Annotated in this window: 20 protein-coding genes; 5 read left to right on the top strand and 15 right to left on the bottom strand. The window is 60.1% G+C overall.

The features are described from left to right. Positions 1–30: 30 nt before the first annotated feature. Entirely contained in the window at positions 31–414 is a 384-nt protein-coding gene (gene crcB, locus B9Z50_RS11585; protein ID WP_108364530.1) for a fluoride efflux transporter CrcB, read from the top strand. Positions 415–418: 4 nt separating this feature from the next. On the opposite strand, the gene B9Z50_RS11580 is transcribed toward crcB, so the two are convergent. From B9Z50_RS11580 to B9Z50_RS11560, 5 genes are all read right to left on the bottom strand, one after another. Continuing rightward, entirely contained in the window at positions 419–718 is a 300-nt protein-coding gene (locus B9Z50_RS11580) for a hypothetical protein (RefSeq protein WP_108364528.1), read from the bottom strand. A gap of 26 nt (positions 719–744) precedes the next feature. Next, a complete protein-coding gene (locus tag B9Z50_RS11575; RefSeq protein WP_108364526.1) occupies positions 745–999 on the bottom strand; it encodes a MoaD/ThiS family protein in 255 nt (84 codons plus the stop codon). Between the two features lie 15 nt (positions 1,000–1,014). Further along, positions 1,015–2,355, bottom strand: a complete 1,341-nt coding sequence (locus B9Z50_RS11570) for an NAD(P)/FAD-dependent oxidoreductase (RefSeq protein WP_108364524.1) — start codon at positions 2,353–2,355, stop codon at positions 1,015–1,017. Positions 2,356–2,466: 111 nt separating this feature from the next. Next, the gene (locus B9Z50_RS11565) at positions 2,467–4,314 is read right to left on the bottom strand and encodes an aldehyde ferredoxin oxidoreductase family protein (RefSeq protein WP_108364522.1); all 1,848 of its coding nucleotides are present in this window, start codon (positions 4,312–4,314) and stop codon (positions 2,467–2,469) included. 23 nt (positions 4,315–4,337) lie between these two features. After that, positions 4,338–4,814, bottom strand: coding sequence for a 4Fe-4S dicluster domain-containing protein (locus tag B9Z50_RS11560; RefSeq protein WP_019427650.1), 477 nt, complete (start codon positions 4,812–4,814; stop codon positions 4,338–4,340). Positions 4,815–4,967: 153 nt separating this feature from the next. Here B9Z50_RS11560 and B9Z50_RS11555 point away from each other — a divergent pair, with 153 nt between their 5' ends. Next, the gene (locus B9Z50_RS11555; RefSeq protein WP_108364520.1) at positions 4,968–6,092 is read left to right on the top strand and encodes a helix-turn-helix domain-containing protein; all 1,125 of its coding nucleotides are present in this window, start codon (positions 4,968–4,970) and stop codon (positions 6,090–6,092) included. On the opposite strand, the gene B9Z50_RS11550 is transcribed toward B9Z50_RS11555, so the two are convergent. The 10 genes from B9Z50_RS11550 to B9Z50_RS11505 all read right to left on the bottom strand — a co-directional run bounded on the left by B9Z50_RS11550 (position 6,093) and on the right by B9Z50_RS11505 (position 16,543). Then, positions 6,093–6,890: a substrate-binding domain-containing protein gene (locus B9Z50_RS11550; RefSeq protein WP_370463081.1), complete on the bottom strand. Its 798-nt coding sequence runs from the start codon at positions 6,888–6,890 to the stop codon at positions 6,093–6,095. A gap of 14 nt (positions 6,891–6,904) precedes the next feature. Then, on the bottom strand, positions 6,905–7,627 hold the full coding sequence (locus tag B9Z50_RS11545) for an ATP-binding cassette domain-containing protein (protein ID WP_108364516.1): 723 nt from the start codon (positions 7,625–7,627) through the stop codon (positions 6,905–6,907). Beyond that, complete coding sequence (locus B9Z50_RS11540; protein ID WP_108364514.1) at positions 7,624–8,367, bottom strand: ABC transporter permease; 744 nt, start codon at positions 8,365–8,367, stop codon at positions 7,624–7,626. The genes B9Z50_RS11545 and B9Z50_RS11540 overlap by 4 nt, the downstream gene beginning before the upstream one ends. Positions 8,368–8,537: 170 nt before the next feature. Continuing rightward, positions 8,538–10,325: a TRAP transporter large permease subunit gene (locus tag B9Z50_RS11535; protein WP_108364512.1), complete on the bottom strand. Its 1,788-nt coding sequence runs from the start codon at positions 10,323–10,325 to the stop codon at positions 8,538–8,540. Beyond that, positions 10,325–10,927 (bottom strand): TRAP transporter small permease subunit, encoded by a 603-nt coding sequence (locus B9Z50_RS11530; protein ID WP_108364510.1) that lies wholly within the window; start codon positions 10,925–10,927, stop codon positions 10,325–10,327. Before B9Z50_RS11530 ends, B9Z50_RS11535 begins: the two co-directional genes overlap by 1 nt. A gap of 107 nt (positions 10,928–11,034) precedes the next feature. Then, positions 11,035–12,180, bottom strand: coding sequence for a substrate-binding domain-containing protein (locus B9Z50_RS11525; RefSeq protein WP_108364938.1), 1,146 nt, complete (start codon positions 12,178–12,180; stop codon positions 11,035–11,037). Between the two features lie 90 nt (positions 12,181–12,270). After that, complete coding sequence (locus B9Z50_RS11520; protein WP_108364508.1) at positions 12,271–13,350, bottom strand: TRAP transporter substrate-binding protein; 1,080 nt, start codon at positions 13,348–13,350, stop codon at positions 12,271–12,273. A gap of 169 nt (positions 13,351–13,519) precedes the next feature. Beyond that, the gene (gene dxs / locus B9Z50_RS11515; RefSeq protein ID WP_108364506.1) at positions 13,520–15,388 is read right to left on the bottom strand and encodes a 1-deoxy-D-xylulose-5-phosphate synthase; all 1,869 of its coding nucleotides are present in this window, start codon (positions 15,386–15,388) and stop codon (positions 13,520–13,522) included. A gap of 1 nt (position 15,389) precedes the next feature. Continuing rightward, on the bottom strand, positions 15,390–16,292 hold the full coding sequence (locus tag B9Z50_RS11510) for a polyprenyl synthetase family protein (RefSeq protein WP_108364504.1): 903 nt from the start codon (positions 16,290–16,292) through the stop codon (positions 15,390–15,392). After that, on the bottom strand, positions 16,289–16,543 hold the full coding sequence (locus B9Z50_RS11505; protein WP_090043364.1) for an exodeoxyribonuclease VII small subunit: 255 nt from the start codon (positions 16,541–16,543) through the stop codon (positions 16,289–16,291). The genes B9Z50_RS11510 and B9Z50_RS11505 overlap by 4 nt, the downstream gene beginning before the upstream one ends. A gap of 289 nt (positions 16,544–16,832) precedes the next feature. On the opposite strand from B9Z50_RS11505, the gene B9Z50_RS11500 reads away from it, so the two are divergent. The 3 genes from B9Z50_RS11500 to B9Z50_RS11490 are packed head-to-tail and all read left to right on the top strand — an operon-like array spanning position 16,833 to position 19,726. Continuing rightward, on the top strand, positions 16,833–17,960 hold the full coding sequence (locus B9Z50_RS11500) for an aromatic ring-hydroxylating dioxygenase subunit alpha (protein WP_108364502.1): 1,128 nt from the start codon (positions 16,833–16,835) through the stop codon (positions 17,958–17,960). 11 nt (positions 17,961–17,971) lie between these two features. Then, positions 17,972–18,853, top strand: coding sequence for a DMT family transporter (locus B9Z50_RS11495; RefSeq protein WP_108364500.1), 882 nt, complete (start codon positions 17,972–17,974; stop codon positions 18,851–18,853). A 15-nt stretch (positions 18,854–18,868) separates the two neighbouring features. Next, positions 18,869–19,726, top strand: coding sequence for a sulfurtransferase (locus B9Z50_RS11490; RefSeq protein WP_108364498.1), 858 nt, complete (start codon positions 18,869–18,871; stop codon positions 19,724–19,726). The last annotated feature ends 16 nt before the right edge of the window (positions 19,727–19,742 follow it).

Genomic DNA, 19,742 nt, shown 5'->3' with positions numbered 1-19,742 from the left:
CGTTCATCCACAGCCCAAAGGAACCACCCCATGCTCACGGTGATTGCGATTTGCATAGGCGCTTGTGTGGGGGCGCTGTCGCGCTGGCAACTGGGCTTGTGGCTCAACCCCGCCAGTGCCGGCCTGATGCCCCTGGGAACGCTGGCCGCCAACCTGATCGGAGGCTATCTGGTGGGCGTGTGTGTGGGCGTGTTCCAGCAACTGCCCGACCTGGATCCGGTCTGGCGACTGGCCCTGGTCACCGGCTTTTTAGGCGCCCTGACCACTTTCTCCAGCTTCTCGGCCGAAGTGGTCGCCATGCTGCAACAAGGCCGCTACGCCTTGGCGGCAGGCACCTCCGGTGTTCACCTGTTCGGCTCGCTTGCACTGACCTTGTTGGGTCTCAAGTCGGTGGCGATGTTCTGGGGGCGGTGATTCTCTATCCACCACCTCGCTGCATCGTCAAATCAAAGCGCTTCATGAAGCGCTGACGCGCATCTTCTTCCACGCCCACAAACACAAAAGACACGGCCAGCCGCTGCAAGCGCAGCAGTGCGATCACACGCGGAGGCAGGATGCGCCATTGCAGCAGCAGGTGGCCTTCACCGATGAGCACGCGTGCTTGGCCTGTACCCAGCTCAAAGGCGTGCACGCCCAAGGCGCGGGGCAAGGCGCACAGCCATTCTCCTTCGGTGGTGCCCATGTCGCGCTCGAAGCGCTCGGGGTAGTAGGACTGCATGGGTCGGGTTTCCGCTTACGCTGAGTTCAACCACCGGCCACTGGGGGCCAAATCGCCAGCACATCGCCTTCGACCAAGGTGGTGGTGCCTCGGTCTTCGGGTTTGATGTATTTGCCATTCACCAGCACCAGATGCACGAGCTTCGGGGGCATGCCAAAGGGCTCGATGATCTGGCTGATGCTGGATTCCTGCGCCACATCCAGCGTAACCTGGTTGCTGCGCCGGGCTTCGGGGGGCAAGTAATCGGTCAGCGTGGCAAACAGTTTGAAAGTGATGTTCATGCGCAGATTGTCGCTTCAGCGGCGGCGTGCGTCTTGCGCACCGCTCCATCGCCCTTGACCCTGTGCGCAATCAAGGTAAGCGTCCACCAGCTTGGTCGGGTCGTGCATCAGGCGGTCTTTCCAGTCGCCCAAGTGCACCTGGCCTTCGACCAGGCCACGCATCACGCCCACATGCTCAGTCCAGCCCACGCTGTTGCAACCGACCATCACATCGTCCTTGAACTGCAGGCTCAGGTGACGACCTGCGGCCTTGTCGGTCAACACGGCCGACTGGCCATCGGCCACGCCTTCCCAGTTGCCAAAACTGGTGGAGATCAAACCCAGGGTGTCGAGCACGTTGATTTGTGTGACGCCTTTGAGCTCGGTCTTTTGGCCCAACATGTTGAGCGCGGCCACGCGGGCCTGCTCGGCGGCGTTGGGCTGGATGGCACTCACAATCGTTTTGCCGCTGACCATGTCAAAAGCTTCGGCGCAGTCGCCTGCGGCATAAATGCCGGGCACATTGGTTTGCAGGTGCTGGTCGGTCAACACGCCTTGCAGGCAGGTGATGCCGCTGTCCTTCAAAAAACCAATGGCCGGGCGCACGCCCGTGGCGCTGATGACCAGATCGGCCTCGACGGTTTGGCCGTTAGAAAGGCGCACTTGCAGCGGGCCACCCGCTTCGTCAGAGGCCAAGCCCACCGCGGAAGCCAACTTGCCAAGCAAGCCTTTTTCTGCACCTTGACTGATGGCCTCGACCTTGGTGCCGGTGAACACCTGCACGCCTTTGGCCTCGCACCAGTCGCGGATCATGCCGCCCGCCACCGGGCCCATCATGCGGGGCACCATGCGGTCACCCATTTCCACCACGCTCAGCTTGACGCCACGCGCCGCCAGCGCTTCCATGATGATGCAGCCAATGAAGCCTGCGCCCATTTGCAGCACACGAGCCCCAGGCTTGGCCAGCGCCTGAATAGCGCGGGCGTCTTCCAGCGTCCAACAAGGGTGCACGCCGGGCAGGTCCATGCCGGTAATCGGTGGGCGCACGGGTTGGGAGCCGGTCGCAATCAACAGCTTGTCAAAAGCCAGCGACTGGCCGTTGTCCAGATGCACGGTTTTACCTGCAGCGTCCACTCGCGTCACCTTGGCTTTGACTTGCGTGATGCGCAAATCGTCAAAGTGGGTGGCGCTCTTGCGCAGGTAGGTGCCCTGCTCTTCGATGTTGCCAATCAACAGATAGGGGATGGCCATGCGCGAATAAGGCGCATCGGGCTCGTCACCCACCAGGGTGATGGTGTCGGCGGGGGCGTGCTTGCGCAGGGTCTCGGCGGCGATGACGCCTGCAGGGCCTGCGCCCAAGATGACGTGGTGGGTCATGAAACGGACTCCAGAAACAGGTAGCGGCCCGCAGGCCGCTTGATTTCCTGTAGAAGCGCACCCCTACGGTGAAGGCTTCACGAGCAGGCGCTCGCTCCTACAGGGGCAAGGTCACAAGCCCAGACGTTCCCGAGTGGCCGATGTCGGACGGCCTTCGCCATCCCAGCCGCGGGCGTCGTAGTACTTGGGCAACATTTCGTCCAACTTGCTGACCATGCCTTTGCCGGGGCCGGTTTTGGCGGCTTCGTTCATCAGGCGCTTGGGCAGGTTGTCGTCGGCCTTGGTGAAGCCAGCGGCGTTGTTGAAATCGCGCTCCATGTTCCAGATGCGCTCGCCGATGTGGTTCAAGTGCTCCATGGTGAACTCTTCACCGCAAGCGGCTTGCACCTGAGGGGCCACGTCAGCCAAGGTCCAGGCAAAGCTGGTGAACACACAAATACCGGCCGAGTCAAAGGCGGCTGTCGCGTCTTGGAAGGCCTTGACCAATTCGGGCTTGCCTTCGTGCTCGGTGGGCTCGGTCTTGACCGGGATGCCCAGCACTTCAGAGGCGATGGTGTAGCCGCGCAGGTGGCAAGCACCACGGTTGGACGTGGCGTAAGCCAGGCCAATGCCTTGGATCACACGACCGTCATAGGCCGGGAATTCCTGACCCTTGACGCTCATGGACAGGTCGGGGTGGCCGTATTTGGCGGTGAGGCGCTTGGAGCCCATGCCAATTTCTTTGCCAAAACCGACGCCCTTGGCCGTCATGTCGACAAACTCGCACAGCGCTTCGGCCGAGCCAAACGGGGCTTCCACACCGATTTGCTCTTTGGTCAGCACACCCATTTCGTACAGCTCCATCACGGCACCGATGGTGGCACCGAAGCTGATCGGGTCGAAGCCTTCTTCGTTGCAGATCATGTTGGCGTATTGCAGGGCTTCGAGGTCTTTCACGCCGTTGGCTGCGCCCAGCGCCCAAGCTGCTTCGTACTCCAAGCCGCCGTTGGCGCCCCAGTACTCAGGCTTGTTTTTGACCGAGAAGTGTCCCTCGTCCATCTTGCTGATGCGGCCGCAGGCGATGGTGCAACCAAAGCAAGCTTGGTTGGTCACCAGGTGCTTTTTGCCATCGGTCTCACGGGGCGTGACCATGGCTTCGGCCGAGATGTCTTTGGCGCTTTCAAACTGCACATCGCGGTGGTTGCGAGTGGGCAAGCCGCCCACTTCGTTGATCACGTTCATCAGCACCTGGGTGCCGTAAGCGGGCAGGCCCTGGCCGGTGACCGCGTTGTCGGCCAACACCTTTTTGGCCGCCTTGGCCGCAGCCATGAAAGCCTTGGGGTTGTGCATATTGCCCACACCCTTGGTGCCGCGCACCGCAATGGCTTTGAGGTTTTTGCTGCCCATGACGGTGCCCACGCCCGAGCGGCCAGCCGCACGGTGCAAGTCGTTCACCACGGCGGCATAGAGCACGCCGTTTTCACCGGCCTTGCCGATGCTGCAAACGCGCAGCAAGGGGTCTTGCAAGCTGGACTTGAGGATTTCCTCGGTCTTCCAGACGCTTTGGCCCCAGAGGTGGCTCGCATCGCGCAGCTCGGCTTCGTCGTCGCTGATGTGCAGGTAAACCGGCTTGGCCGATGCGCCCTCAAAAATGACCATGTCCCAACCGGCCATTTTGAGCTCAGCGCCCCAATAGCCACCCGAGTTGGAGCAAGCGATCGCACCGGTGAGTGGGCTCTTGGTGATGACGGTGTAGCGGCCACCGGTGGAGGCCATGGTGCCGGTCAGTGGGCCCGTGGCCCAGACGATTTTGTTGTCAGCCGACAGCGGGTCGACTTTGGGGTCGATCTCGCTGATCAGGTATTTGCTGCCCAAACCGCGCGAACCCAGGTAGGCCTTGGCCCACTCCATGTTCAGCGGTTCGGATTTGACGGTGCCAGCCGTGAGGTTGACGCGGAGAATTTTTCCAGCCCAAGACATGTTGATGCTCCTAGTGGGGGGATTTAAGAGGCCGAGGGCTGATTGCCCAACTTGTCGGCCCACTGCTTCATCTTGTCGATGCCGGTCCAGTTGGCGTCCACGAAAGTGATGGCGCCAGTTGGGCAAGCGTCGGCGCAAGCCGGATCGCCACCGCACAGGTCACACTTTTGCACCTTACCGGTCTCTTGCACATAGTTGATCGTGCCGAATGGGCAAGCGATGGTGCAAACCTTGCAGCCCACGCAGGTGGACTCGTTGACCACTTTGGCGCCCGTGGCTTTGTCCACGGTGATGGCTTCGACTGGGCAGGCATGCAGGCACCAGGCCTCGTCACACTGGGTGCAGGTGTAGGGCACTTTTTTGCCAGTGTGGTGGAAGTCAAACACCTTGATGCGGGATTTGGAGGTGGCGTATGTGCCGTAGTTCTCAAAAGAACAGGCCATTTCGCACTGCAAGCAGCCGGTACATTTGTCCGGGTTGATGTGCAGGACTTTCTGCATGTGTATCTCCTGTGAGGTGACGGACTTCTCAAGCCCGCGCTTATGAATCAGAATGCATAGCCATTGTTGGCGCAACGCTCTGCAAACCGCTCCGGATTAACCCTAGGTTTATCAGGGTTGACGCAAAAATTCTCAGCTTGATACACATCTGACATGCCCCAGACCACCCACCACAGCGACCGCCTGCAACGGATCGAACAAGCCCGCGACTGGGTGTTTCAGGGCCAACCCGCGATCCCAGGCAGTGGTGTGTCGCCCTGGATTGCCCAATCTTGGCAGCGCTGCCTGTCCATGGGCCTGCAGCCGAGCCAGGCGGTCGGTTTTGACGCCATCTCGGCCCAGCACATGCGCCGCGTGCAAGAAGCCAGTCGTCCCTTGGTGCAAGCGGCCCAGCCGGTGCTGGCCGAGCTGGCGCGGGCGATTGCCGACATCCGCTATTTCGCAATCCTGACCAATGCCCAAGGCATCGTGGTCGATGTGCACGGCCCGGTGGACCGGCAAGACCGCCGCGCCGAGGTGATCGCCCGTGTGGGGGTGGATTTGTCCGAAAAAGCCGTGGGCACGACTGCCATCAGCGCCGCCCTGACCGAATTGCAGCCTGTGTGGTTGCACCGTGGCGAGCATTTCTTTCAGGACACGGGGGTCTACAGCTGCGCCGGGGCGCCGGTTTTTGGCCCGGATGGCCTGTGCGCGGGCATGTTGGACTTGACTGGCATCGAGACCACCGAGCGCCCTGCCCTCAAACACCTGGTGCGCCGCTCAGCCCGCAGCATCGAAAACAGCTGGCTGCTGTCCACTGATCACGCCCTGGTGCTGCGCCTGAACTGGCCCGGCAACCAACCCGGCGACGACAGCGATGGCCTGATCACACTTGACCACAACGGCCAAATCGTGGGGGCGAACCCCACGGCGCGGCAAATGCTGTCCATGTCACCGGGAACCGACGGCCAATCGCAGCACGCCAGCGAGGTGTTCGCCTCGCCTTGGGAAAACCTGTTCGACGCAGCCAGTCGACAAGCCGGGGCACAAGAGTTGCCACTGTGGTCGGGCCTGCGTTTGCAAACCCAGGCCCTGCGCTCGGGCTCCCGCCCAGCATCCGCGAACAGCACGAAGACCCCAGAACGTGCTCAGGCGATGGCCAAACCCCTGAAGGATGTGCAGACCGAGATCATCCGAGCAGCCGTCCAGCAAGCCCGAGGCAACGTGGCCGAAGCCGCTCGCAGCCTGGGCATCAGCCGCGCCACGGTTTACCGCAAACTTAGCCTGCCCAGAGTCTGATCACTTGCCCGCGTTCGGGAAGAACAACTGCTCTCCACCGATTTTGTAGTCGGCAATCACACCTTGACCTGCGGCCGAGGTGATCCAGTCCACAAACTTCTGCGCATCGGCCTGCTTGACGTGGGCGTGCTTGGCTGGGTTGACGACCATCACGCCGTATTGGTTGAACAGACGTTGGTCACCCTCCACCAAAATGGCCAAATCAGCACGGTTTTTGAAGTTCAGCCAAGTGGCGCGGTCGGCCATGACATAAGCACCGGAAGACGCGGCGATGTTCAAAGCCGGACCCATGCCGCAGCCGCACTCTTTGTAGCCACCGCCTTTTTTGTCGGCCAAGTTGGCCATCTTCGAAAAACGCAATTCGGCCGCGTGTGTGCCGCTCTTGTCGCCGCGCGACACAAAGGCGGCGTTGCCAGCCGACAACTTGGCCAAGGCCGCCACAATGTCTTTGCCTTTGGTGGCGGCCGGGTCGGCCTTGGGGCCAATCAAGACAAAGTCGTTGTACATCACAGGCAAGCGCTTGATGCCAAAGCCATCGGCGACAAACTTGTCTTCGGCCACCTTGTCGTGCACAAACACCACATCGGCATCCCCACGCCGCGCCATGTCCAGCGCCTGGCCTGTGCCCAGGGCCACCACCTTCACATCCAACCCGCTGACTTTCTTAAAGGCGGGCAAGAGGTGCGCAAACAAGCCCGACTGCTCAGTCGATGTGGTGGAGGACATGACGATGGACTGGGCTTGCGCCCACACCGAGGTGGTGGCCAATACCGCACACACCAAAGCGCGACGGGTCATAGAAGATGGAAAGGTCATGAAAGTTCTCCTTGAACAAAAGCATGGGTTGCCGGGCTGTGTTCAGCCAGCAGTTCGGGGTTGAAAAAATCGGTCACAGGCAAATCGGCCATCACTTGACCGAACTCCAGATAAATGACGCGGGTGGCCAAGCGCTTGACTTGGCCCAGGTTGTGGCTGGCCCAGACCAGGGTCAGCGGACGCTCTGGCGCACAGGCAAATTCGGCCATCAAGGCTTCGACTTCGCGTTTGGCGTGCGGGTCCAGGCTGGCCGTGGGTTCGTCCAGCAGCAGCACATCGGGCTGGCGTGCCCAGGCGCGGGCCAAAGCCAAACGCTGCTGCTGCCCGCCCGACATCTGGCGGCCGTTTTGCTGCGCCACTGACAACAATCCCACGCGCTCCAAGGCCTGCAGAGCGAGCACCTTGGCAGCGGCCCAAGACAGACCGCGTGTGCGGTCCAGCCACAAGCCCAGCGCCACGTTGTTCTGTGCCGACAGGCGCAACAAATGCGGCCTTTGGAAGAGCATGGCCTGGCGCACTCCCGGCGCTTGTTGCAGCTGGCCTTGCGTAGGAGGCACCAGTCCATGCATGGTGCGCAGCAAAGTACTTTTGCCCGAGCCATTGGCACCCACCAGGGCCACGCGCTCGCCCGCCTCGATGCGCAAGCTCACGCCCGTCAAGGCCGCCTGCGCCCCCAATTGCACGCTCACCGCCTCCAGACCGATCTGTGTGGCGATCATGGCTGCACCCCGAAGGTTCTGCCCTCAGGCGCAGGTCGCGTGTTGCGCCGCTCACCCCAGAGGCGTAGCCCCGCCACCAACGCATTGAGCAACAGCACCACCGCCAGCAAGACCATGCCCAGCCCCAGCGCCAGCGGCAAATCGCCTTTGCTGGTCTCCAATGCAATGGCGGTGGTCATGACCCGCGTGAAGCCATCGATGTTGCCGCCCACAATCATCACCGCACCCACCTCCGAGATGGCGCGGCCAAAAGCAGTCACGCCAATGGTCAGCAAGGCCAGGCGTTCGTCCCAGGCCAGCAGCAAACTGCGCACCCAAGGCCCAGCACCGAGTGATGCCCACTGCTCGCCATGCTGGCGCTCCACGTCTTCGACCACTTGGCGCGTGAGCGCGGCCACCACGGGCACCACCAAAATGAACTGGGCCAGCACCATGGCCTTGAAACTGAACATCCAGCCCAAAAAACCCAATGGCCCGGTGCGCGACAGCAGCAAATACACCACCAGGCCCACCACCACCGAAGGCAGCGCCAGCAAAGTGTTCAAACCCACCAGCACCGCGCCCCGCCCCCGAAAACGCGACACAGCCAACCAAGCCCCCAGCACTACACCAACGCCATAGGCCAGCAGGCAGGCCGTGGCACTCACGGACAAAGACCGGGACACCACCACCCACAGGGCAGGGTCAAAGGAAGAGATGAGCTTCAGCGCCGTCAAGGCGCTGTCAGTGAAAGTGTTCATACAACGCTTTGGATGCTAAGGGACATGCACAGGCCCATGCATCAGGAGTGTCCACTATGAACCGTTTTGCATAGGCCGCACCCGCACCATGTTGATGACTTGAGCACCAATACGGGCGTCCACAAAAAAACCCGGAGATCCGGGTTTTTTTGTGATGTAGGCAGACCCACTTATTGCTTGTTGGCCTTCATGTCGGCTTCAAGCGCCTTGGCTGGGTCATCCTCAGTCGCCTCCTCACTTTCGGGCTGAAGTTCGTCGGCTTGTTCGTCCTGAGACTGGTTTTCAGCCTCAAGCATCTGCTCCAAAGCCGCGTCTGCATCAATTTTGACACCCTCTTGGATTCCACCGGTCACCAAGTTCGGGAAAGCAATGATGCTCGCCACCATGATCAACTGGAGCACGATGAAAGCGATCGAGCCTTTGTAGATCTCTGTGGTCTTGACCGCAGCGATGTTCTCGCCCGTTATGCGGTCTTTGTAATCGTTCTTGGGAGAGACACTGCGCAAATAAAACAAAGCAAAACCAAAGGGCGGCGTCAAGAAAGAGGTCTGCAGGTTCATCGCCACAATCACGCCAAACCAGATCATGGCTTGATCAGCGGTCATCCCGGGCACCATGCCGGGCAAGATCTTCTCAGCCACAGGGGCCAAGATTGGGATGACGATGAAAGCGATTTCAAAGAAATCGATGAACATGCCCAAAATGAAGATCAGGAGGTTCACCACGATCAAGAAACCGATCGCTCCCCCGGGCATGTCCAGGAACAGATGCTCCACCCAGATGTGGCCATCGGCCGCGTTGAAGGTGAAGCTGAAGACCGTGGAGCCAATGAGGATGAACAACACAAAAGAAGCGAGCTTGGCCGTGTTCTCCAAGGCCTGATTCATCAAGGGCATGCTCAAACGGCGCTTGCCGATGGCCAGAATCAAGGCACCCAAAGCCCCCATGGCACCGCCTTCGGTGGGTGTGGCCACACCCAAAAAGATGGTGCCTAGGACCAAGAAAATCAGGATCAGCGGCGGCATCAAAACAAAGGTGACCTGCTCAGCCAACTTGGACAACAGGCCCATACCCGTGACCCGATTGAACACCGCCAAGGACAAGGCCACCAAAGAGGCGACAGTCATTGACATGATCACGACTTCGTCTGCAGGGGCCGCTTGGGTGCGCTCCATCCAAGTCATCATGATGGTGTCATGCGCCGAGGTCCAAGCAAAACCCACCACAGTGCACAAAATCAGCAAGAACAACAGCGAGACATGGCCCGACTTGCCATTGGGCTCACGGTAGATGCGCGCCTCCGGCGGCAAGGCGGGCACCATGGCTGGCTTGAAGATGGCGACGCCGATGATGAACAACACATACAGGCCCACCAGCAACAAACCCGGCAGCAAAGCACCGGCGTACATGTCGCCCACAGAGCGGCCCATTTGGTCAGCCAAAACGATCAACACCAAAGACGGCGGCAGCGCTTGTGCCAAAGTGCCAGAGGCCGTGATGGCCCCCGTGGCAATGACCCGGCTGTATCCGTATCGCAGCATGATGGGCAGTGAAATCAAGCCCATGGAAATCACGGCAGCAGCCACCACGCCTGTGGTCGCTGCCAGCAAGGCACCAACCAAGACCACGGCAATCGCTACGCCGCCGCGAACAGGACCGAACACCTGCCCAACGGTTTCCAGCAGGTCTTCGGCCATGCCAGATTTTTGCAAGATGATGCCCATGAAGGTGAAAAACGGGATGGCCAGCAAGGTGTCGTTTTGCATGATGCCAAAGATGCGCAAAGGCAAGGCTTGGAACAACGAAGGCGGGAAAATGCCAGCCTCCATGCCGATGAAACCGAAAGCCAAGCCGCATGCGGCCAACGCAAATGCAACGGGGAATCCCGTCAGCAGCAGCAGCAGCAAGCCGCCAAACATGATTGGCACAAAATTGATTGCCAGAAAAGTGGTTTCCATCAACGTGCTCCCTGCGCTTGCTCTTGTGCCAGCTTTTCCAACGCCAGCAATTCTTTTTGTTCGTCAGACATGGCTTCTTCGGAAGACAAAACGTCTTCACCCTGACCCATCAAAAATGACAAACGCTTGATCAACTCCGACACACCTTGCAGCATGAGCAAGGCAAAGCCGGCAGGCACCAGCGCATAAACAGGCCAGCGGATGAGGCCACCTGCATTGGAAGACATTTCACCCGTGTCGTAGGCCTGAACGAACAGCGGCCAAGACAGGTAAATGCAAATGAGGCAAAAAGGAAACAAGGCCAACAAGATGCCGCCTACATCGATCCAATTGCGGGTGCGCGGACTGAGCATGCCGGAGATGAAATCAATGCGCACATGCGAGTTTTTCAAAAAGCCATAACCCGCCCCCAGCATGAACACCGCAGCAAACAAATACCACTGAACTTCAAGCAAGGCATTGGAGCTGAGATCAAAGGCCTTGCGGACGATCGCATTGCCTGCGCTGATCAAAGTGGTGACCAAAATCAACCAGGTGGTGAGTTGCCCAACGGTTTGATTCAAGCGGTCAATTCCGCGTGAAATCATCATGAAAAAAGACATGGCTTACTCCGGAAAAACAGGGGCCATTGTAGGACCCTGCAGACATTCAAATACCGAAAAACGTGAAATGCGAGGGTGATATTTTTGGCAATGTCGTGGAAGTCATTTCAGGGGCTTGTAAATTGAGGGTTAACCCTGTCACCTGCCCGCTGGGTTTTGAATGTCCACCACGGCAACATGCTGCGCAAAGACTGGACCTGACCTGTCCACGCCGATGGGGTGTAACCCGGCATGGACTGCAAATGGGCTTGCCATGCCGCGCTGTGCAGGAGCCGCCGCAGCTGCTGGACCGGCGCTGTCTCCAAGGCCGAGGCCAGACACACCAACCAATAGTGCTCTTGTGACAAGGCCACAAAATCCAGACCTTGCACATGTGCAGCACTGGCAATGCCCAATCCCGCATCGGCCTGCCCGGACGCAATACAGGCGGCCACAGCGGCATGTGAATTTTCTTCGTGGTCGTAGCCCGTCAAGTTCGCTGCTGCCAAACCGGCTTCTTCCAGGCTCTGGTCCAACAACAAACGTGTGCCTGTCCCCACACTTCGATTGACAAATCGAACACCGCTTTGAAAAAGATCACGCACCCCCTGCAAGCGCCGTGGATTGCCTGGGGCCACCATCAAGCCTTGCTCGCGTGTGGCGAAACCCATCAGCTTGTGCAGCCCAGGCTTGAGCAAAGGCTTGTAAGTGCGCGCCACCAAAGATTGCGCGCCAGGCTGCCACGGCGCATGAAACCCGGCCACATGACAACGCCCCTCGTTCAAGGCACGGATGGCATCCACGCTGCCACAAAAACGAAGATCCAAATGCAATGACTGCGCCGCCGCCGTCTCGCGCAACCCGACCAGCGCGTCGTCATGGCTGGCAAAAATCGGCAAGACTTGGTGGTCGGGGTCGAAGGCCACGGCGAAAGTTTTTTCGAGCTCCGCTTGGAGCGCACTGATTTGAGGCGCCAAACGGGCTTGCGCTTGTCGCTCGGCCCACAACAATTTGTCTGCAAAGCCCGACAGCCTTGCTGCTTGGCCTTTTTCCCAAAGAATCAAGGGCTGCCCCATGGCTTGCTCCCAGCGCTTGAGCTCACCCCACACATGCCGATAAGACAAATTCAGAAACTTGGCCGCCCCCGCAATAGAGCCCGCATGGCGCACGGCCTGCAACAAATCCATGAGCGGGTTGCGCAACGGGCTTTGGCGGTTGCGCGCCGCCTCACGGCTCTGAGGCTGCCATTGGTAAGAAAGATCGATGTGCTGCATGAAAGTGTGCCTGAGGGGCATGGGCGCTGTGCACCGCTCAAAACAAAAGGCCCCGAAGGGCCTTTTGCAGTGCGGTCGTGCGCGGCTGAATTACAGCTTGGCCGATTGCATGAAGTTGTCGAAACGGGCTTCGGTGAAGCGGAACCACTGGTTGGCTTCTTTGCGGAAACCAGCGTAGTCGGCGTAGATTTTTTTCCAGTTGGCGTTTTTCTCGCCAATCTCTGCGTACAAAGCCTCGGACTCTTTGAACGCCGCGTCCATCATGTCTTTGGGGAATGGGAACAACTTGGCACCACCTGCCACCAGCGTCTTGAGCGCTGCCGCGTTGCGGGCGTCGTAACGGGTTTGCATGTCGTTGTGGGCGTAAACCGAAGCGGCTTCCACAATGGCCTTGTACTCGCTGGACAGGCTGTCCCAAGCTTGCTTGTTGATGTGCAGGTCCAACTGAGGACCGCCTTCCCACCAGCCTGGGTAAGCATAGTACTTGGCCACTTTGTAGAAACCCAGTTTCAAATCGTCGTATGGACCCACCCACTCGGCAGCGTCGATCGTGCCTTTTTCCAAGGCTTGGTAAATTTCACCGCCTGGAATGTTCTGGGGCACACCGCCAATGCGGGCAACCACTTTGCCACCGAAGCCGCCGACACGGAACTTCGTGCCTTTGAACTCGGCCAGCGACTTGAAAGGCTTGCGGAACCAGCCACCCATCTGGGCACCTGTGTTGCCCATGGGGAAGTTCACGATGTTGTAGTTGCTGTAGAACTCGCGGAACAGCTTCAGGCCGTTGCCCTGGTACATCCAGGCCGACATCTGGCGGCTGTTCAAACCAAAGGGAATGGCGCAACCCAAGGCAAATGTCTCGTCCTTACCGAAATAGTAGTAAGGCGCGGTGTTGGACATTTCCACGGTACCGTCTTTGGTGGCATCGATGGTGCCGAATGCGGGCACCAATTCACCGGCCGCATGGGTCGTGATTACGAATTTGCCGCCGGTCATTTCCTTGACCTTGGCTGCGAACACATCGTTCACACCAAACAAAGTGTCCAGCGCCTTGGGGAAGCTGGATGTCAGACGCCAGCGCAAGGCGGCTTGAGCGTGAACGGCAGGTGCAGCACCCGCAGCCAAAATACCGGCAATGCCAGCGTTTTTAATGACGGAACGACGATCCATAAGAGGACTCCTGTTGAAAGATTAAAAACATGCCCAGGTTACCTGGGCACTGACCCACAAGTCGAACCGTATTGTAGGAAGCTGCAGAACCCTTAAAGACAGGGGTTTACCCTTTTATTGGGGATAGAAATTCAACAAAGTTGAGCCAACAACAAAATATGAAAGTTTTTCACGACCTGTTGAATTGAATTAAATCGGGCCAGCGCTGACGGATAGACGCCTCAATACCCGCCGCATCCAAGCCTTGCAAAGCCAAGAGCTTGGCCGGATCGCCGTGTTCGATGAAAGTATCGGGCAAGCCCAGATGCAGCACCGAGCGCTGCAGGTTCAGCTGCTGCAAGGCTTCGCCCACGGCGCTGCCCGCACCGCCCATGATGCAGCCCTCCTCCACCGTGACCAAACGCTCATGGCTTTGTGCGACTTGGGCCAACAACTCCACATCGAGGGGTTTGACCCAGCGCATGTTGACCACCGTGGCGTTGAGCTTTTCTGCCGCTTGCAATGCGGGCGCCAGCAAAGTGCCAAAAGCCAAAATGGCCAATTTCTCACCTTGTCGACGCACTTCACCTTTGCCAAAAGGCAGGGTGTCCAGATCTCGGCCGGGATCGGTGCCTACGCCCGCACCACGCGGATACCGCACCGCCACCGGGTGGTTTTGTGCATATGCGGTGCTCAGCAGTTGGCGGCACTCGCGTTCGTCGGCCGGGCAGGCCAGACTCATGTTCGGAATGCAGCGGATGTAGGCGATGTCATACGCCCCCGCGTGAGTGGCCCCGTCGGCACCCACCAAACCGGCGCGGTCCAGCGCAAACACCACAGGCAGGTTTTGCAGCGCCACATCGTGGATCAACTGGTCATAGCCGCGCTGCAAAAAGGTGGAATAAATAGCCACGACAGGCTTGAGGCCTTCGCAGGCCATGCCTGCGGCAAAGGTCACGGCGTGCTGCTCAGCAATACCCACGTCGTAGTAGCGCTTGGGAAAGCGCTGATGGAAAGCCACCATGCCCGAGCCCTCGCGCATCGCAGGGGTGATGCCCACCAGGCGCATGTCTTTCTCGGCCATGTCGCACAGCCACTGGCCAAACACCTGGGTGAAAGTGGTTTTGGCGGGTGTGGCCGAAGGCACCAGGCCCACACTCGGGTCGAACTTGCCGGGGCCGTGGTAAGCCACCGGATCGGCCTCCGCCTTCTCGTAGCCTTGGCCCTTTTTGGTGACCACATGCAAAAACTGCGGGCCGTCCAGGTGCTTGATGTTCTCCAGCGTCGGGATCAGCGACTCCAAGTCGTGCCCGTCGATCGGGCCGATGTAGTTGAAGCCGAATTTCTCGAACAGCGTGGCGGGCACGACCATGCCTTTGGCATGTTCTTCCAGGCGCTTGGCCAACTCAAACAGAGGCGGTGCGTTTTTCAGCACGTTCTTGGCCCCGGCCTTGGCCGCCGAATAAAAACGTCCGCTCATGAGCTGGGCCAGGTAGCGGTTGAGCGCGCCCACGGGCGGGCTGATCGACATGTCGTTGTCGTTCAGGATCAGCAGCAGCTTGCACTCTTCAACACCCGCGTTGTTCAGGGCTTCGAAGGCCATGCCAGCGGTCATGGCGCCATCGCCGATCACCGCGATCGAGTGGCGCGACTCGCCTTTTTGGCGGGCCGCCAAGGCCATGCCCAAAGCGGCCGAAATACTGGTGGACGAGTGCGCCGTGCCAAAGGTGTCGTATTCACTCTCGTCGCGGCGCGGAAAGCCCGACAGGCCGCCGAATTGGCGCAGCGTGGGCATGCGGTGGCGTCGACCCGTGAGGATTTTGTGCGGGTAGGTCTGGTGGCCCACATCCCAGACGATGCGGTCTTCCGGGGTGTTGAAGACATAGTGCAAAGCCACCGTCAACTCCACGGTCCCCAAGTTGGAACTCAGGTGGCCCCCTGTTTTAGAGACGTTGTCCAGCACGCAGTGGCGCAACTCATCGGCCAACTGGGGCAAGTCGGCGCGCTGCAATCGGCGCAGATCGGCCGGGGCATCGATGGTCTTGAGCAAATCGTTCATGTCAGTTGTTTCTTTCTACCACCATGGCGGTGAGCGCACGCAGCGCAGCCAAACGGCCCTCGGGCAAGCCGGTGTTGGCCAGCGCCTGCATGGCCTGAGCCGCCAAGCTGTCGGCATACGCCTTGGCCGCTTCCAGCCCCATGAGGGCCACATAAGTGGGCTTGTCGGCCGCTTCGTCCTTGCCTGCAGTTTTGCCCAAGGTGGCCGAATCAGCGGTCACATCCAGCACATCGTCCACCACCTGAAAGGCCAGGCCCAAGGCCTCGCCGAAGCGCGTCAAAGCCGCTTGTACCGGTTCGGGCACGCCCGGCACACAAGCCACGCCCATCTGAACGCTGCACAGCAGCAGCGCCCCAGTTTTGAGGCGATGCATCTGACGCAACTGGTCTTCGCTCAAGCGCTGACCCACGCTGGCCAAGTCGATCGCTTGGCCCCCAGCCATGCCTTGGTAACCCGAAGCGCGAGCCAGCAAGCCCACACAAGCGGCTTGCACCGGCGCAGAGACGCTGCCATCCAGCGGTGTCAAAAATTCAAAGGCCAAGGTCTGCAAAGCGTCACCCGCCAACAGGGCTTGGGCTTCGCCAAACTGCACATGAACCGTGGGTTTGCCGCGCCGCAGCACGTCGTTGTCCATGCAAGGCATGTCGTCGTGCACCAGCGAATAAGCGTGGATCAGCTCGATGGCACAGGCCGCATTCAGGGCTGCTGGGCTACTGGCCTCGTTGCCCACGGCCTCAGCGGTGGCCAGCACCAGCAAGGGGCGCAGGCGTTTGCCACCGTCCAACACAGCGTAGCGCATGGCCTGGCCCAATGCGGCAGGCGATTCGGCCACGATACCAGCCGACAAAGCTTGCTCCACCCGTTCAAGATGCGGTTGCATCCAAGCCTTCAAGTCCACACTCATGCGCCGCTCCAGGGTTTGAGTTGCCCGCCGTCCAGCACCTGGATCTGATCTTCCACCGCCTTGAGCTTGTCGCGGCAAAAAGCCAGCAAAGCCGCGCCGCGCTGGTAGCCCGTCAAGAGCTGGTCCAAAGGCATTTGACCCGATTCGAGCTGGCCCACCAGGGACTCCAACTCTGCCAGCGCCGCTTCGTACGTGGCGGGCAGGGGGGCTGCCGGGGCATCAGCGGGGTCGGTGGGGGCGGCCTTGGGCATGGTGAGTTCCGGATGAAAAAACCCGATTTTAGGCCTTAAGCCTTGGCTGAGCTGACAGCTGGCCTTGTCAAGTCCACAAGACGGTGATGGGCGAAGCTGCACGCGGGCCTGCGAGCACAGACCTTGAATTTTTCAAGGCTTGTGAAGTTCAATTCAACAGGGGTTACCCATCGGGGTAGAATCCGATTTCATCGGCAGGTTTTCCCTGTCATTTTTTTGCGCCGTTTTCTCAGAATTCGTCGCTTTGTCCCTGCCCCTTCATAGGGGGAGTCTCTAGGTCAGGTCACCCATGTCTGATTTAAGTCTTCAACTGCAGCAGGCCGCAAGCCAACTACCAGTTTCCACTTATTTCGATGAAGCGCTGTTCCAGCGCGAATTGAACACACTCTTCCGGCAAGGCCCACGCTACGTGGGCCACCAGCTGGCCGTCACCAACCCGGGCGACTTTTACGCCCTGCCCCACGAGGCGCAAGGCCGCGCCTTGGTGCGCAACGCCCAAGGCGGTGTCGAGCTCGTCTCCAACGTCTGCCGCCACCGTCAGGCCGTGATGCTGAACGGCCGGGGCAATTTGCAAACCCAGCAAAAGGGCAGCGCAGGCGGCAACATTGTTTGCCCGCTGCACCGCTGGACCTACTCGCCCAGCGGCCAGTTGTTGGGCGCACCCCACTTTTCGCACGATCCTTGCCTGAACCTGAACAACTACAAGTTGCAGGAATGGAACGGCCTTTTATTTGAGGATAACGGCCGCAACATCGCCGCTGACCTGGCCGGCATGGGCCCGCGGGCCCAACTGAGCTTCGACGGCTACGCCCTCGACCGGGTCGAACTGCACGAGTGCAACTACAACTGGAAGACCTTCATCGAGGTTTATCTGGAGGACTACCACGTTGGCCCCTTCCACCCGGGGCTGGGTCAGTTCGTCACCTGCGATGACCTGAGCTGGGAGTTCAAGGAACACTATTCGGTGCAAACCGTGGGCGTGTCGGGCGGCTTTGGCAAGCCCGGCTCAGAGGCTTACAAAACCTGGCACGAGGTGCTGCTCAAATACCGCAACGGCCAACTGCCCGAGCGTGGCGCTATCTGGCTGACGTACTACCCGCACATCATGGTCGAGTGGTACCCGCATGTGCTCACGGTCTCAACCCTGCACCCAATCAGCCCGAACAAGACGCTCAACATGGTGGAGTTTTACTACCCCGAAGAGATCGTCGCCTTTGAGCGTGAGTTCGTTGAGGCCCAGCAAGCCGCCTATATGGAAACCTGCATCGAGGACGACGAAATTGCCGAACGCATGGACGCAGGGCGTAGAGCGCTGGTGGCCCGTGGCGACAACGAAGTCGGCCCCTACCAAAGCCCCATGGAAGACGGCATGCAGCACTTTCATGAGTGGTACCGCCAGCAAATGAAGAACCTCTGAAGCCCGTCCGGATGCAAGCCTCCTGGATGATCCTGGCGTCGCTGTTTTTTGCGACGATGAGCGTTTGCATCAAATACGCTTCCGAGTACTTCCACACCTTTGAGTTGGTGTTTTACCGGGGCGTGGTCGGGGTCGTGCTGATGGCTGCCATTTGCCGCAGCCAAAGCGTGGCTTGGCGCACCCCCATCCCGCTCATGCACGTTTGGCGCTCGGTGATCGGCGTGTCCTCGCTCACCGCTTGGTTTTACGCCATTGCCCATTTGCCCTTGGCCACCGCCATGACCCTCAACTACATGAGTGGCATTTGGGTCGCGGCTTTTTTGGTGGGCGGCACCCTGGTCATGGGCCGGGTCCAAGACAGGGTCCGCCAAGGCCCGGTGGTGCTCACGGTCATCGCAGGCTTTGTGGGCGTGGTCATGATCTTGCGGCCCACCATCGAGCAAAACCAGTTGTTCGCGGGTGTCATCGGTCTGCTCTCGGGTCTGGGTGCGGCGCTGGCCTATATCCAGGTGGCGGCGCTCGGCCGCTTGGGCGAGCCCGAGGCCCGCACTGTGCTGTATTTTTCCGTCGGCACCACCCTCACCGGTGCCGTGGCCATGCTGTTTGTGGGGCCCAGTGCCTGGGTCTGGCCGCATGCCTGGTGGCTGCTGCCGATTGGCTTGCTGGCCGCGCTGGGCCAGTTGAGCATGACCAAAGCCTACAGCAGCGGTGCGACCTTGGTGGTGGCCAATTTGCAATACTCGGGCATCGTGTTTGCAGCGTTGTACGGCTTGTTTTTATTCGGTGACCAGATTCCCCTGATCGGCTGGGCCGGCATGGCCCTGATCATTGCGAGCGGCGTGGCCGCCACCGCCTTACGCAACCGGGCACGGCCCCCTGCCCAAAACCCTTGAACGGAGACTTCTGCCATGTACCCCTTGTTGATCACTGCCACGCAATTGCAAGCACTGCAGACCCAAGGCACGCCCTGCGCCGTGCTCGACTGCAGCTTTGACCTGATGAAACCCGAACTGGCCGATGGTTTTTTTGCCAGTGAACGCATCGCAGGGGCCTTGCCTGCGCACCTGGACAAAGACCTCAGCACTCACATCCCAGGTCAAGCCGCCAATGGCGGACGCCACCCCTTGCCGCAACGCGAGATCGTGGCGCAGTGGCTGGGCAGCCTGGGTCTGCACAACGGCATGCAAATCGTGGTGTACGACCGCAACAAGGGCCACTACTGCGGCCGTTTGTGGTGGATGCTCAAGTGGCTGGGGCACGAGGCCGTGGCCGTGCTCGACGGCGGTCTGCAAGCCTGGAAAGACGCAGGCGGCGGCTTGGACTCAGGGCCTGTCCCACCTGCCGCTCCAGCCCGTTTCGAGCTGAAAACGCCGCTGCGCCAACTGGTGCTGACCGATGCGGTCTCGGCCGCCTTGGGCCAAGCCACCCAAACCGTGGTCGACGCCCGAGCTGGCGCCCGTTACCGAGGCGAAGTGGAGCCGCTGGACCCAGTGGCAGGCCACATCCCTGGCGCGTTGAACCGCCCTTTCACCGAGAACTTCACCGAAGACGGGCGCTTCAAGAGCCCAGAGCAGCTGAGGGCGGAATGGAGCCAGTTGCTGGCGGGCCGTTCGGCCACCAGCGTGGTGCACCACTGCGGCAGCGGCGTCACGGCCGTGCCCAATCTGATCGCGATGGAATTGGCCGGGTTTGGCCCCACGGCCCTGTATGCGGGCAGCTGGAGCGAGTGGTGCCGCACGCCCGGTCTGCCGTGCGCCAAAGGCTGAATTTGTAGCAGCGCAC

Origin of the sequence: Limnohabitans sp. Bal53, from assembly GCF_003063355.1 — a bacterium.
Taxonomy (GTDB): Bacteria; Pseudomonadota; Gammaproteobacteria; order Burkholderiales; family Burkholderiaceae_C; genus Limnohabitans_A.
Note: the sequence above shows the minus strand (reverse complement) of the source record. Positions and strands in the feature narration are given on the sequence as shown.

What these genes read in the sequence shown, in the direction of transcription:
- crcB (WP_108364530.1), top strand. Translation starts at nt 31, where the DNA reads ATGCTCACGGTGATTGCGATTTGCATAGGCGCTTGTGTGGGGGCGCTG.
- B9Z50_RS11580 (WP_108364528.1), bottom strand. Translation starts at nt 718, where the DNA reads ATGCAGTCCTACTACCCCGAGCGCTTCGAGCGCGACATGGGCACCACC.
- B9Z50_RS11575 (WP_108364526.1), bottom strand. Translation starts at nt 999, where the DNA reads ATGAACATCACTTTCAAACTGTTTGCCACGCTGACCGATTACTTGCCC.
- B9Z50_RS11570 (WP_108364524.1), bottom strand. Translation starts at nt 2,355, where the DNA reads ATGACCCACCACGTCATCTTGGGCGCAGGCCCTGCAGGCGTCATCGCC.
- B9Z50_RS11565 (WP_108364522.1), bottom strand. Translation starts at nt 4,314, where the DNA reads ATGTCTTGGGCTGGAAAAATTCTCCGCGTCAACCTCACGGCTGGCACC.
- B9Z50_RS11560 (WP_019427650.1), bottom strand. Translation starts at nt 4,814, where the DNA reads ATGCAGAAAGTCCTGCACATCAACCCGGACAAATGTACCGGCTGCTTG.
- B9Z50_RS11555 (WP_108364520.1), top strand. Translation starts at nt 4,968, where the DNA reads ATGCCCCAGACCACCCACCACAGCGACCGCCTGCAACGGATCGAACAA.
- B9Z50_RS11550 (WP_370463081.1), bottom strand. Translation starts at nt 6,890, where the DNA reads ATGACCCGTCGCGCTTTGGTGTGTGCGGTATTGGCCACCACCTCGGTG.
- B9Z50_RS11545 (WP_108364516.1), bottom strand. Translation starts at nt 7,627, where the DNA reads ATGATCGCCACACAGATCGGTCTGGAGGCGGTGAGCGTGCAATTGGGG.
- B9Z50_RS11540 (WP_108364514.1), bottom strand. Translation starts at nt 8,367, where the DNA reads ATGAACACTTTCACTGACAGCGCCTTGACGGCGCTGAAGCTCATCTCT.
- B9Z50_RS11535 (WP_108364512.1), bottom strand. Translation starts at nt 10,325, where the DNA reads ATGGAAACCACTTTTCTGGCAATCAATTTTGTGCCAATCATGTTTGGC.
- B9Z50_RS11530 (WP_108364510.1), bottom strand. Translation starts at nt 10,927, where the DNA reads ATGTCTTTTTTCATGATGATTTCACGCGGAATTGACCGCTTGAATCAA.
- B9Z50_RS11525 (WP_108364938.1), bottom strand. Translation starts at nt 12,180, where the DNA reads ATGCAGCACATCGATCTTTCTTACCAATGGCAGCCTCAGAGCCGTGAG.
- B9Z50_RS11520 (WP_108364508.1), bottom strand. Translation starts at nt 13,350, where the DNA reads ATGGATCGTCGTTCCGTCATTAAAAACGCTGGCATTGCCGGTATTTTG.
- dxs (WP_108364506.1), bottom strand. Translation starts at nt 15,388, where the DNA reads ATGAACGATTTGCTCAAGACCATCGATGCCCCGGCCGATCTGCGCCGA.
- B9Z50_RS11510 (WP_108364504.1), bottom strand. Translation starts at nt 16,292, where the DNA reads ATGAGTGTGGACTTGAAGGCTTGGATGCAACCGCATCTTGAACGGGTG.
- B9Z50_RS11505 (WP_090043364.1), bottom strand. Translation starts at nt 16,543, where the DNA reads ATGCCCAAGGCCGCCCCCACCGACCCCGCTGATGCCCCGGCAGCCCCC.
- B9Z50_RS11500 (WP_108364502.1), top strand. Translation starts at nt 16,833, where the DNA reads ATGTCTGATTTAAGTCTTCAACTGCAGCAGGCCGCAAGCCAACTACCA.
- B9Z50_RS11495 (WP_108364500.1), top strand. Translation starts at nt 17,972, where the DNA reads ATGCAAGCCTCCTGGATGATCCTGGCGTCGCTGTTTTTTGCGACGATG.
- B9Z50_RS11490 (WP_108364498.1), top strand. Translation starts at nt 18,869, where the DNA reads ATGTACCCCTTGTTGATCACTGCCACGCAATTGCAAGCACTGCAGACC.